Origin of the sequence: Maribacter sp. PR1, assembly GCF_028464145.1 — a bacterium.
Classification (GTDB): Bacteria; Bacteroidota; Bacteroidia; order Flavobacteriales; family Flavobacteriaceae; genus Maribacter.
In genome coordinates this window covers 104345-118191 of sequence record NZ_JAQPCG010000004.1, presented here as the reverse complement: position 1 = coordinate 118191, position 13847 = coordinate 104345, and the positions used below count along the sequence as shown (strand labels likewise).

Here is a 13847-nt window from a genome sequence, read left to right as displayed (position 1 = left end):
ACTTTTTCAACTTGAATTTCCAATTACTTAATTATCCAAATCATGCTAAATAAGAGCATAAAGTTTCTCATAGAAAATAAATTGGTAGCGGTTTTGCTCCTTGTCCTTTTTGTAGGCTGGGGAATCGTAAACGCACCCTTTGAATGGAATACCGGTGCACTACCTAGAAACCCGGTTGCTGTTGATGCCATTCCCGATATTGGGGAAAACCAACAAATCGTATTTACGAAATGGGACGGTCGCTCCCCACAGGATATCGAAGATCAGATAACCTACCCGTTGACCACATCTTTATTGGGGATTCCTGGTGTAAGGACCATCCGTAGTTCCTCCATGTTCGGCTTTTCGAGTATCTATATCATTTTTGAGGAAGATATTGAGTTCTATTGGAGCCGTAGCCGTATCCTTGAAAAATTGAATTCATTACCGGCAGGACTGTTACCAGAAGGTGTTAACCCCGCATTGGGACCGGATGCGACGGGATTAGGCCAAATTTTTTGGTATACGCTCGAAGGCCGTGATAAGGATGGCAATGTTACCGGAGGTTGGGATCTTCAGGAACTTCGCAGCATACAGGATTTCTATGTCAAATATGCCCTTTCTTCGGCGAGCGGCGTTTCCGAAGTGGCTTCCATCGGGGGGTATGTTCTGGAATATCAGGTAGACGTAAATCCAGAATTGATGAAGCAGTACGGTATCGGTCTGCAACAAGTCGTAAAAGCCGTAAAACAGAGCAACAGGGACATCGGTGCGCAAACCTTGGAAATCAATCAGGCCGAATACCTGATTCGCGGGCTGGGTTATGTCAAATCATTGTCTGATTTAGAGAACGCCGTGGTTACTTCGAGCGATTTTACCTCGATACGTATTAAGGATATTGCCAGGGTAACACATGGCCCGGCTACCCGAAGGGGAATATTGGATAAGGAAGGTGCCGAGGTCGTTGGTGGCGTTGTGGTGGCCAGATATGGAGCCAACCCCATGGAGGTCATCAACAATGTAAAGGACCAAATAAATGAACTCAGTGCGGGGCTTCCTTCAAAAGAACTTAGCGATGGGACGACATCGCAACTGACCATTGTCCCTTTTTATGATAGAACCGAGTTGATTCAGGAAACACTTGGAACCCTAGATGAGGCATTGACCTTGGAAATACTGATCACAATTTTGGTCATTATCATCATGGTCTTTAATCTAAGGGCTTCCATTTTGATTTCCGGACTCTTGCCGGTTGCAGTGTTGATGGTCTTTATCGCCATGAAACTATTTGGCGTGGATGCCAATATCGTAGCGCTGTCGGGTATCGCTATCGCTATCGGCACCATGGTCGATGTAGGGGTCATCCTCTCAGAGAATATTATACGGCATTTGGACGAATCCGATGGGAAAGAATCCATTAATACTGTCGTTTATACGGCAACGGCGGAAGTGTCCGGTGCCATTTTAACGGCGGTAATGACCACTATTATCAGCTTTATACCGGTCTTTACCATGATAGGGGCAGAAGGGAAGCTCTTTCGCCCGCTGGCCTTTACCAAGACCTTTGCATTGACTGCATCCATTATCGTCGCCTTATTCTTGATACCGCCCTTTGCAGCATTTCTGTTTCGTAAAAAGAGTATAAAAAATACGCTGGGTTATGGTATCAATGGGGTGCTTATCGTTTTGGGTATCCTTGCCATTGTCTATGGCTCTTGGTTAGGGTTGATATTGATAGCCTTTGGTGTGGTAGGTCTATTGAAATATCCCGAATTGGCCTCAAAAATTTCATCGGGATTCTCGATTTCCGATAAGCGTGCCAATTTGATCAATATCATCATTTCGGCATTTGCCATTGTTTTTGTCCTGGCCGAATACTGGAGGCCCTTGGGGTTGGACAAAAGCATTTTCTGGAACCTGATGTTCGTGGGTCTTATCTGTTTCGGGCTTTTGGGTTTCTTTACGGTTTTCCGAAATTATTATACCCGAATCTTACGTTGGGCCTTGCGTAACAAACTTATTTTTCTCTCTATCCCGACCGCAATAGTTGTATTCGGTGTGATGATTATGCGAAATACCGGAAAGGAATTTATGCCCTCACTTAATGAAGGTTCCTTCCTGCTAATGCCCACATCGTTGCCGCACGCAGGGGTAGAGGAGAACAAACGCGTACTTCAGCAACTCGATATGGCCGTGGCCAGTATTCCCGAGATAGCGACCGTAGTCGGTAAGGCGGGAAGAACGGAATCGGCCTTGGATCCCGCTCCACTCTCGATGTACGAAAATGTTATTCAGTACAAACCGGAATACATGCTCAATGAAGATAGAAAGTGGCAACGTTACAAAGTCAATGAAGATGGCATGTTCGAACTGAGGGACGGTACTTTTGTGACCAATCCGAATTTAGAGGTCGATACTGATGATGCGGATTATAAGGAATCATCGATAAAATCTCCCTTTTCCGTACAGCAAAAAGACCTGATACCAGATGAGGACGGAGAGTATTTCCGAAACTGGCGACCCGAAATAAAGTCGCCCGACGATATTTGGAAAGAAATTGTCAAGGTAACCAAAATCCCTGGTGTTACCTCCGCCCCGAAACTACAGCCCATCGAAACCCGACTGGTCATGTTACAGACCGGAATGCGGGCACCCATGGGGATTAAGGTCAAAGGTCAGGATCTCAAACAAATCGAAGCCTTCGGTCTTCAATTGGAAGACATTCTCAAACAGGCCGAGGGGGTCAAGGACGAAGCGGTCTTCGCCGATAGGATCGTCGGCAAACCCTATCTCTTGATAGATATCGATAGGGAACGATTAGCCCGCTATGGTATTACCATTGAAGATGTACAAAGTGTATTGCAGGTGGCCGTTGGCGGTATGGTGCTGACCCAGACCGTTGAGGGTCGCGAACGTTATGGGGTTCGTGTGAGGTACCCAAGGGAACTTAGAGAAAACCCACAAGACCTAAAGGAAATTTATGTACCTGTCGAAAAAGGAAATCCCGTTCCCTTGAGCGAGCTGGTAACCATTAACTACGAACAGGGGCCTCAGGTCATCAAAAGTGAGGATACTTTTTTGGTGGGTTATGTACTCTTCGATAAGTTGGACGGTTTCGCGGAAGTGGAAGTAGTCGAAAACGCCCAGGCCCTGATTCAGGAAAAAATCGATAGCGGCGAACTGGTAGTTCCCAAAGGAATCAACTATCTCTTTACGGGAACCTATGAAAACCAGTTACGGGCCGAAAAAACTTTGTCTGTTGTGGTACCCTTGGCATTGACTATTATTTTCCTGATCCTCTATTTCCAATTTCGCTCCGTTGGTACATCGTTAATGGTGTTCACAGGTATAGCGGTCGCATTTGCGGGAGGGTTTTTGATGATATGGTTTTATGGTCAAGATTGGTTTTTGAACTTTAATTTCTTTGGCGAAAACCTACGCGACCTCTTCCAGATGCACACCATAAACCTTAGCGTTGCCGTTTGGGTCGGGTTCATTGCCTTGTTCGGTATTGCCACCGACGACGGCGTGGTCATGGCGACCTATCTGACACAGACTTTCGATAGGAACAAACCGGATACCCTAATCGCCGTTCGGGATTCGGTCGTGGAAGCGGGCGAAAAGCGTATCCGTCCCTGTTTGATGACCACGGCAACCACCATTCTGGCCTTGTTACCAGTACTCACATCCACAGGACGTGGTAGTGACATTATGATACCGATGGCGATCCCAAGTTTTGGTGGGATGCTTATCGCACTGATTACCCTTTTCGTGGTTCCTGTTTTATACAGTTGGAAAGCTGAATTTCAATTAAAACGATTGTCGAAATGAAAAAATACGTACAACTCTTTTTAGGGATTATGTCCATAGCTTCTGTAAATGCACAGGAGTTGGAAAGCTTGATCGAGCAGGCCGAATTGAACAATCCCGAAATTCAGGCCTATGAACTGCGCTACAATATCGCCTCAGAAAAAATCAATGAGGTCAATACGCTTCCCAATACTGAAATTAGTGCGGGATTCTTTGCCAGTGAACCGGAAACTCGCACGGGCGCTCAAAAGGCAAGGTTTTCCGCCAAGCAGATGATCCCTTGGTTCGGTACCATTACCGCGCGGGAAAATTATGCCAATTCAATGGCAGATGCACAATATGAAGATTTGGTCATCGCTAAACGAAAATTGACCTTGGCCGTTTCCCAGTCCTACTATCGCCTGTATGCGATTAGGGCAAAACAAAAGGTGCTCGATGAAAATATCGAATTACTGGAAACCTATGAACGACTTGCCTTGACCTCGGTTGAAGTGGGCAATGCCTCCGCTGTAGATGTGCTTAGGCTACAGATACGTCAGAATGAACTGGAACAGAGCAAGGAGGTCTTGAATGAAGAATATGAGGCGGAGCAAACGCTGTTCAACAATCTACTCAATAGGGATGAAAATACACAGGTCGATGCGTATGACGGCTTTACCGTACCCGAAGTAGACCCCGTATTTGTGGAAGATGACCTTCAATTACATCCCGAACTTGTTAAATACGATAAGTTGTACGAATCGGTAGAAAAATCCGAGCTGTTGAACCAGAAGGAGGCATTGCCCAATCTTGGTTTCGGACTTGATTATATACCTGTTGCCGAACGGCCCGCAATGGACTTCAGCGATAATGGAAAGGATATCATAATGCCGATGGTTTCCTTGTCCATACCCATTTTAAACAACAAGTACAAATCCATTTCAAAACAGAATGAGCTACGGCAACAGGAAATCACTGCCCAGAAAGCCGATAGAACTAACAAACTGGAAACCTTGTTGAGCGAAGCGATCAACCAAAGGGATGCTTTTAGGATACGCTTTAATGTGCAACAGCGGAATATAGGTAAAGCCAACGATGCTGAGGAAATCCTTATTAAAAGTTACGAAACGGGAACCATTGATTTTAATGATGTGCTCGATGTTCAAGAGCTACAGCTAAAGTTTCAAATCAATCGAATCGAATCCATCAAGGGCTACTATGTGCAATCGGCCATTATTAATTATTTAAGGAGCTAAGACCCATATCGATAAGGGCAATATGTATTGATTGAATTTGATATAGTAGGATATTATAAATAATAAAAAGAGAATCATGATCAGAAAAATTACGGTGTTGTTGGTACTTCTCATTTCATGTGAAGGCATTGCTCAAGTAGGAACCAACGGAGAAGACAGAAATGAAGAAGGGCGTCCCGTAAAAGAGTATAACCTTACCCTAGAACAAAAGGAGATGACCCTTGGAGGCGTAACGGCCAATGGAATGACTATAAATGGTAGTATTCCTGGCCCTACGTTAGAATTTAATGAAGGAGACCTTGCTATAATCAATGTAACCAATAAAATGGACAAAGAAACTTCAGTGCATTGGCACGGATTAATACTTCCAAATTTCTATGACGGTGTACCCTATTTAACTACACCACCAATTGAACCTGGTAAGACATTTCAGTATAGAATTCCTATTAACCAATCGGGTACGTATTGGTATCATTCCCATACAATGTTGCAGGAGCAAAAGGGAGTTTATGGTTCCATAGTCATTCATCCAAAAGAAAAGACATTGGATTATGACAAAGATTTGGTTGTAGTGTTATCTGACTGGACCAATGAAAAACCTATGAACGTTTTGCGTAACCTTAAAAGGGGTAACGAATGGTACCAAGTTAAAAAAGGTACTGCAGTGCCATTAAGTAGAGTCATAAAAGAAGGTGCATTGGGAGCTCAATTTAAGTTTTGGCGCGATAGAATGGAAGGTGCCGATATTGCAGACGTCTATTATCCTGCTTTTTTGTCCAACGGTAAAAAACTAGCAGAGTACCCAAATTTTCAACCCGGTGAAAAAGTAAGGCTTCGCTTTATTAACGCCGCAGCATCTACCTATTATTGGATGGATTTTGGAGGAGGCAGCCCAATGGTTGTCTCAAGTGATGGTATAGATGTGGAACCTATATCCAAAAGCCGATTTCTTTTCGGCATTGCGGAGACCTACGATGTTATCGTTACCATCCCCGAAGGCACATTAGAAATTACTGCTACAGCCCAAGATGGTTCCGGACATACTACCGTGCGTTTAGGGCAAGGTATACTTTATCCTGCAAAACCGATTGACAGACCGGACAAAGTGGCAATGATGAAGCAAATGGCAAAAATGGATATGAAGATGGGCGCGCCCGCAATGGTAGGAAATCAAAAGAAAAAAACACCAGAGTTTTTGATGCAGAAATATGGAATGAAGATGGATATGAAAGATGAACAGATGAACATGGATATGCCCGATAAGATGTCCATGAAAGATGGTGCAATGAAAAAGCAAATGGATATGAACATGAAGATGGATGAGAAAATGCCCATGAACGACGGCAATATGAATATGGACAATACGATGGTAATGAAAAAGGATTCTATGCCAATGAACCATAATAAAACAATGGACAAAATGAATGACCACATGAATCACGATATGTCCAAAATGCAAAAAGACAGTTCCGTTTTCGATTACAGTACCCGTAAAACCTATTTCAACTATGATTTTTTAAAGGCAAGAGAAAAAACCACATATGAAGCAGATTTACCTGTTAATGACATTTTGCTTAATCTGACAGGAAATATGCAACGCTATGTTTGGAGTATGAACGGCGTGCCCTTATCAGAAACTGATAAAATAAAAATCAAAAGTGGAGAGGTCACAAGAATTACCTTGAACAACCTTACTATGATGCACCATCCAATGCATTTACACGGACATTACTTTAGGGTAATCAACGAAAACGGGGAACGCTCGCCCTTAAAACATACTGTTAATGTACCACCGATGCAAAAAGTGGTCATCGAATTTTATAACGAAGAATATGGTGACTGGTTCTTTCATTGTCACGTATTATATCATATGATGGGCGGTATGGCACGCGTATTTAGTTATGATACACCAAGGGATGAAAGAATGAAGGATTATCCAGTTCAAAAACTAATTGACGAGACAGACCACTATTATTCTTGGGGAGCTGCGCGTGTAGGTTCAAACTTTAATGAGCTTTTTTTGATGTCTAGCAACATCCGAAATGAATTTGGACTACGTGGCGAGTTTGATTATAACCAAAATGCCGAGATAGAAGTGAACTACAATCGATACCTCAATGATTGGGTACGCCTGTATGCAGGGGTAAATACCGAAACTTCTACACCAGATTCTTACGATACATTTAATACCGTTGGATTGGTTGGGATTAAATACTTTACGCCTTACAGATTTAATGTAGATGTGAGTATGGACCATCAACTGCGCCCAAGAATACGTTTGGATAGAGAACTATTGATTTTTCCAAGAATTTTTTTGGAAGGAGAATATGAGTACAGAGCGGATTTTGGTTGGGTCAATGATTTGGAAAACAATAAATCTTTTGAAAGTGAAACCCAATGGCTGGTAGGGCTGGCATACATCGTTTCCAGAAACTTTTCCATACAAGGAAATTACAATAATCGTTATGGCTGGGGTGGCGGTCTGTTAGTTAGATTTTAAGAAATGGCACAATACAAGAAAAATAGTTTGAGTTTAACCGGAGCGGTGTCGCTTGGTACAGGTGTTATGATAGGTGCAGGAATATTTGCCTTATTAGGACAGGTAGCTGAGTTATCAGGGCAATGGTTTCCGTATGCTTTTCTTGTAGGTGCTATCATTTCAGGATTTAGTGCATATACGTATGTGAAACTTTCCAATGCGTATCCATCTGCTGGCGGTATTGCTACCTATCTAAAAAAGATATATGGTAAAGGTGCGGTTACAGCTTCAGGAGCGTTGCTAATGGCACTTTCAATGGTCATCAATGAAAGTTTGGTAGCACGTACATTTGGTTCGTACACGCTTCAGTTATTTGATATTAATGACAATAGTGTTTGGGTACCAATACTTGGGGTATTGCTATTAATCGTTGCTTTTTTAATTAATATTTCTGGCAATACTATTATCGGTAAATCATCCTTTGCGATGGCAGTCTTAAAAATTGGAGGGATAGCAATATTTGCTATTGGTGGATTATGGGCGGCAGGATTTTCATTTTCTGAAGTTGTCCCTTCAGAGAGTTTGAAGGAATACCCTATTACCAATTATTTAGGAGCCTTGGCCCTTTCAATCTTAGCTTATAAGGGCTTTACTACGATTACAAATAGTGGTGAAGAAATCACCAATCCCAATAAAAATGTAGGACGTGCTATAATTCTATCACTTGCTATCTGTACCGTGGTATATCTACTTGTTGCATTTGCTGTTTCTTCTAATCTTACTATTGAAGAGATAATCAAAGCTAAGGACTATTCTTTGGCCGAGGCATCAAGGCCGGCTTTCGGAAAGTACGGATTGTGGTTCACCGTGGGTATTGCAATCATAGCTACTATCTCAGGAGTGGTGGCAAGCATTTTTGCAGTGTCAAGGATGACTACAATGCTAACTCAGATGAATCTAATTCCCCATAAACATTTTGGGTTACCAGGTAAGTTGCAAAAACATATGCTCATTTATACTGTGGTATTGGCACTCACAATGACCATTCTTTTTGACCTTACAAGAATTGCATCATTAGGTGCTATTTTCTATCTAATTATGGATATAGGAATTCATTGGGGCGTACTTAAAAATATGAGAAAAGACATAAACGCCCGTGTCTCTATTCTATATACTGCAATATTATTGGATTGTATTGTTTTGGCCGCATTCTTATGGATAAAGGCTTCTAGTGACCTATTGGTCGTAATTGTAGCTGCAATACTGATGGTATTGATTTTTTTAGGTGAAAAATGGTTCCTGAAAAATAAAAGTGAAGAAAAAGAAAAATAGATAGACGATTTATACATTTTAAAAAATAATAAAATGAAAACAACAGTAAAACTTTTGATGGTAATTGGAATACTAGGAACAGTAATAAGTTGCAAATCAACTTTCAATGCTTCCGAGACCATGCAGGTCGAGGAAAACAGGAATGCCATTTACCAAGAGATTATCTCGAACCCTGTTCAGTTCACAAATTTCATCAGTGAGGCACGAAAGAATGAAGATGCCAAAAAGATAATGATGAAGACCCATATGGAACAGATGGAATCGGGAAATATGAAAATGATGATGGACAAGAATCCGGAAATGAAGGAAAAAATGCAGGCCCATATGCAGCAAATGATGGAAAAGAACCCTGAAATGAAAAAAAAGATGCATTCCAAAATGCTGGATAAAATGATGGAAAGCGAAAAGGGCCGACAGCTATTGATGGAAAAAATGCACAATAATGAAATGATGAAAAAAGAAATGAAGGAAAGAATGAAAAAAATGATGGAAGAGAATCCGGACATGATGGAGGAAATGATGCAGAAGATGATGGAAAAAAATCCTGAAATGATGCAAAAAATGAAAGATAAAATGAAGAATTAAGGGTAGTAAATCCAAGAACTTCATAGGCAATGAGAATAATTTATTTAACAATTAAAAAGATATAGTTATGATGATGTGGTGGTGGATACTGATACCGATTATTTTGATATTGGCCATATTCCTTTTCAGAGGAGGAAGTCCGCGAAGCTCTAAAAACAAGGAAAATCCTATGGATATCCTAGACAACCGTTTCGCAAAGGGCGAAATATCAAAAGATGAATACGAAGAACAAAAACGAACGATTAACTCTAAAAACTAAAATGATGAAGTATTATTTCAATAAAACGCTGAACGAAGACTTTGACAAAGTAATCGAAAAGGTTACCGAGGAACTAAAAAACGAAGGTTTTGGTATTCTGACCGAAATCGATGTGAAGGAGACCTTGAAAAAGAAATTGGACGTCGATTTCAAAAAATATAAAATTCTGGGTGCCTGTAACCCTCCTTATGCACATAAGGCATTGGAAGCCGAAGATAAGATAGGCACTATGCTGCCATGTAACGTAATCGTGCAGGAAATCGAGGAAGGTACGGTAGAAGTTGCCGCAGTAAACCCGATGGCCTCGATGCAAGCGGTAGAAAACGAAAAATTGAACGAGGTTGCCGATGAGATAACTTCCAAGCTTGAGCATGTGATCGAAAAACTTTAAAAACGAGAGGATGGAAAATGGCAAAGACAAAACAAAGGAAATTCCCACTCAAGATTATAGCGAGAGCATGAATACCCGCTATTGTGTCACAGAAAGATATAACCTCACTTTTGGGGAAGCGGTCAAAAATGTGAAGAATCAACTTGATAGGTTGGGCCTTGATATCGTGTCCGAGTTCGATGTCAAGGAATATTTGGGCGCAAAAATGAAAGATATGCCCAAGCATCTTATTCTCTTGGTCTGTGACCAAGATACCGCCGCTGACCTGATTGCCAACGATATTCAAATGGGCATCTTGTTTCCCTGTAATGTGACCATTAAAGAGTTAGAGGATGAATCGGTGGTAGAGGTTTCAATGGAGGATACTTCGGTTACCTGGTCTTCTTCCCTTAAAAAGGATGTCGAAGAAATAGCAAAAAAAACGAAGGGAAATCTAAAGAAGGTCCTTGACAATATTGGACGAACAAATTTTAAACTGTAATAAATCTTAAATCAAATCACAAATGAAAAGAACAAATTTAGCAACTGGAATTTTGGCCATGGCAATCATAGCCCTAATGGCCACATCTTGTAAAGACAAGAATAAGGAGCAAGAAAACCAAGAAGGCCACAATACCGAACAAATGGATGACAGCGGCCACATGGACGGTACCATGGAAGACCATTCGCAAATGGAGCAAGATAATATGAACCAGGGCGGAATGGCCATGATGTCATCAGAAGTCGTCGCGGATTATCTTACGCTCAAAAACGCCCTTGTATCAGATGATAAAGATGGTGCAGCAACGGCAGGGGAAAAGCTGGAAAGTAGTCTTAAGGATTTTGACACGAGCAAATTTTCAGACGAACAACAGGCCGAGTTAACAGACATTATTGAAGATGCCACAGAACATGCGGAACATATCGCCAAAAGCGACATCGGGCATCAACGTGAGCACTTTGATATATTGAGCAAAGATGTCATTGACCTTTTGGCCATAGCAGGTTCGGAAAGAACACTTTACCAAGCCTATTGTCCTATGTACAACGATAATAAGGGAGCACAATGGTTAAGTGCCACTGAAGAAATTAAGAATCCTTATTACGGCAGTAAAATGATGACCTGCGGTAGTGTACAAAAGCAGATCAATTAAGTGAAGGCGGTAAAGGTCACAGGATGGATTTTGCTGGTTGCGTTGGTGGGCATCCAGTTTATGCCCACCGAACGCAATCAAAGCGATTTGATACCCAAAACGGATTTTATGGTCGTTAACGAGGTGCCAAAAAATATCGAGAGCGTCATCAAAACCTCCTGTTATGACTGCCATAGCAACAATACCGACTATCCTTGGTACAACAAGGTACAACCGGTTGCGTGGTACTTGGAAGACCATGTGGAGCATGGCAAGGAAGAATTGAATTTTAATGAATGGGATTCCTATTCATCACGAAGAAAGAATAGCAAGTTAAAATCCATTATAAGTCAAATCGAGGATGATGAAATGCCCCTTACATCATACACCCTCATCCATAGGGATGCAAGACTTTCGGACAACGAAAAGAAAATCGTTTTGGATTGGGTATCAAAATTAAAGGACAGTCTATAAAAATATTTTAAAAAGGATAACAATGAGGAATTTGAAAAACGGGGTTACAGCCCTACTGTTACTGACCCTTACTTTTTCTTACGCACAGGAAAAGATAAAGTTGAACCATGACCATAGCAAAATGGAAATGAAGCAAACCCCACTTGAGTTCAGCAATGAAAATGTGGCCAATGCCTACGAACATTATGAGCATGTAAAAAATGATCTGGTCGGTTCAAATCCGGGAGATGCCCAAAAGGGAGCGGAGATGTTGAACGAAGCACTTGGTAAAGTTGAAGGTGCCGATGCCGCTTTATCGGCATCACAAAAGATAGCCGCTACGGATAATTTAAAGGTACAGCGAAAAGCATTTTCAGAACTGAGCACTGAAATGGAAGCTCTTTTAAGAGGAAAAATAACGTCGGGTAAACTGTATAAGGATTTTTGTCCCATGGCCTTGAACGGGGGCGCCTATTGGTTATCGTCAATTGAGGATATCCGTAATCCTTATTACGGCGCCCAAATGCTCAGTTGCGGAAAAGTGACGGAGGTAATCGAATAATAAAAGCCTGTTATGGGAAGGGGCGATTTAGTTTGGTTAGTTGGTTAACCCCTTCCCTTTCAGGTAATATGCAATTGGTGTTGACCAAAGAATTGAACGCCAATCTTTATGGCCTTAAAAAAAAAGAAGTCTAAGTAGAAAACAAATGGAAGAATTAAGCCTTGGCATTTTCGTTGTACCCACCATAGCGTTGACTTTGGTCATTTTGGGCTATTTGTATTTTGCGAAACAGGTAAAAGACAGAGGGGAATATAGGAGGTTTGTGTTTGCAGTGGCAGTAACGTCTTTTGCATTGAATTTTGTATGGGAGCTGGCGCAAGGCCCACTATACGAAGGATTCAAGTATGATTTGAAACATATCTCCTTTTGCGCCTTGGCATCTGTCGCCGACATGTTGATGGTCCTTATACTCTTTTTCGGGTTTGCTCTGGTCTATAGAAATATATATTGGATAATGGATTTAGATAATGAAAAAATAGTACCCTTGATTTTAATTGGAAGTGTTGGCGCAATTATTGGGGAAATTTGGCATATTGCGCATGGGGATTGGAGCTATGCAGAAGCAATGCCCTTGGTGCCATTAGTGGAAATTGGACTTTCTCCGCTACTACAATTCGCATTGTTGCCTTACATAATTTTCTCGGGAATTAATCGGTTTATGCCTGATAAAAATCTAGAAATGTAAAATCTGGGTTGGACAGGAATGTGTTTTTAGATTGTTTGTGAAACAAATTTTGTGTCCGCCCAGATTATCAATATGGAAAAGTCCTGTTAGGGAGGGAATAGTTAGTTAATGGTTGGTGTTTACTGCCCCTCCCTCGACAGGCACAAAGAATGAATAAATGAAAGATTGTTGTAATACAGGTAATCGGAAAGCGCCGAATAAGAACCCATTAAATAAGTGGTTCAATTATATAATGTATGCTATTATAGCCGTCATAGTTTTTTGGGCTTTAGCATTACAACTAATTGGGGATTAATTAAAAACCGTAAGAGATGAAAACAAAACATTTTTTTTCAATCATTTTGATCCTTGCCTTTTTGGGCAGTTTGACAAAAGCCCTTGCCTTAAATGAAGAACGAAATAGCCTTTATGCAACTGAATTAGCGGTTGGCATAACATCGGTCGCCCAGTCAGATTCCGTAAAAGCAGATTTTGATGCGTTTCCCAACCTACACCCTATGGTCGTACATTTTCCCATTGTACTATTGCTGTTAGCGGTGGTTTTACAATTGATACAGTTGTTTACCTTGAACCGGACAATGGATTGGGTCATTCTATTAATGGTAGGGTCTGGGTTTATTGGGGCGTATGTCGCTGGAACATTTGTGCACCCGCACACAGAAGGTCTTACCGAAATGGCAAAAAGTGTACTGGAACAACACGACAAATATGCCAATTGGACACTATGGTCGAGTGCCCTTGCAGCTATTTTGAAAATAGTAAGTCTGTTTTGGGTCAAACTAAAGCGTGGTTTTGAAATAGCTGTTTTTGTAGTAATGGCTTTTTCGGCCTATTCCGTTTCCGAAGCAGGACATTTTGGTTCGCAGCTGGTATATATAGAGGGAGTTGGCCCACAAGGAAATTATATCGGAACCGAAAGCGAAGAAGGTCACGAGGAAAATGGTGGTCATTCACATTAAACAAGA

General features: G+C 41.4%; 13 protein-coding genes. All 13 read left to right on the top strand.

Annotated features, from left to right (window positions below; genetic code table 11):
- Positions 1-42: 42 nt before the first annotated feature.
- The 13 genes from PP182_RS09445 (at position 43) to PP182_RS09385 (ending at position 13841) form a co-directional block, all read left to right on the top strand.
- Positions 43-3810 (top strand): efflux RND transporter permease subunit, encoded by a 3768-nt coding sequence (locus PP182_RS09445; RefSeq protein ID WP_272651002.1) that lies wholly within the window; start codon positions 43-45, stop codon positions 3808-3810.
- On the top strand, positions 3807-5024 hold the full coding sequence (locus PP182_RS09440; protein WP_272651001.1) for a TolC family protein: 1218 nt from the start codon (positions 3807-3809) through the stop codon (positions 5022-5024). Before PP182_RS09445 ends, PP182_RS09440 begins: the two co-directional genes overlap by 4 nt.
- Positions 5025-5100: 76 nt before the next feature.
- Positions 5101-7524: a multicopper oxidase domain-containing protein gene (locus tag PP182_RS09435; RefSeq protein WP_272651000.1), complete on the top strand. Its 2424-nt coding sequence runs from the start codon at positions 5101-5103 to the stop codon at positions 7522-7524.
- Between the two features lie 3 nt (positions 7525-7527).
- A complete protein-coding gene (locus PP182_RS09430; RefSeq protein WP_272650999.1) occupies positions 7528-8835 on the top strand; it encodes an APC family permease in 1308 nt (435 codons plus the stop codon).
- A gap of 33 nt (positions 8836-8868) precedes the next feature.
- Positions 8869-9420 (top strand): hypothetical protein, encoded by a 552-nt coding sequence (locus PP182_RS09425; protein WP_272650998.1) that lies wholly within the window; start codon positions 8869-8871, stop codon positions 9418-9420.
- 67 nt (positions 9421-9487) lie between these two features.
- Positions 9488-9679 (top strand): SHOCT domain-containing protein, encoded by a 192-nt coding sequence (locus tag PP182_RS09420; protein ID WP_192462313.1) that lies wholly within the window; start codon positions 9488-9490, stop codon positions 9677-9679.
- A 4-nt stretch (positions 9680-9683) separates the two neighbouring features.
- Complete coding sequence (locus tag PP182_RS09415) at positions 9684-10070, top strand: DUF302 domain-containing protein (protein WP_192462479.1); 387 nt, start codon at positions 9684-9686, stop codon at positions 10068-10070.
- Positions 10071-10080: 10 nt separating this feature from the next.
- Positions 10081-10551, top strand: a complete 471-nt coding sequence (locus PP182_RS09410; protein WP_192462312.1) for a DUF302 domain-containing protein — start codon at positions 10081-10083, stop codon at positions 10549-10551.
- Positions 10552-10573: 22 nt separating this feature from the next.
- Positions 10574-11203: a DUF3347 domain-containing protein gene (locus tag PP182_RS09405; RefSeq protein ID WP_272650997.1), complete on the top strand. Its 630-nt coding sequence runs from the start codon at positions 10574-10576 to the stop codon at positions 11201-11203.
- Positions 11204-11656, top strand: a complete 453-nt coding sequence (locus PP182_RS09400) for a heme-binding domain-containing protein (protein ID WP_272650996.1) — start codon at positions 11204-11206, stop codon at positions 11654-11656.
- Between the two features lie 22 nt (positions 11657-11678).
- Positions 11679-12197: a DUF3347 domain-containing protein gene (locus PP182_RS09395; RefSeq protein ID WP_272650995.1), complete on the top strand. Its 519-nt coding sequence runs from the start codon at positions 11679-11681 to the stop codon at positions 12195-12197.
- A 145-nt stretch (positions 12198-12342) separates the two neighbouring features.
- A complete protein-coding gene (locus tag PP182_RS09390; protein ID WP_272650994.1) occupies positions 12343-12882 on the top strand; it encodes a hypothetical protein in 540 nt (179 codons plus the stop codon).
- A gap of 311 nt (positions 12883-13193) precedes the next feature.
- The gene (locus PP182_RS09385) at positions 13194-13841 is read left to right on the top strand and encodes a DUF2231 domain-containing protein (protein ID WP_272650993.1); all 648 of its coding nucleotides are present in this window, start codon (positions 13194-13196) and stop codon (positions 13839-13841) included.
- Positions 13842-13847 lie beyond the last annotated feature (6 nt).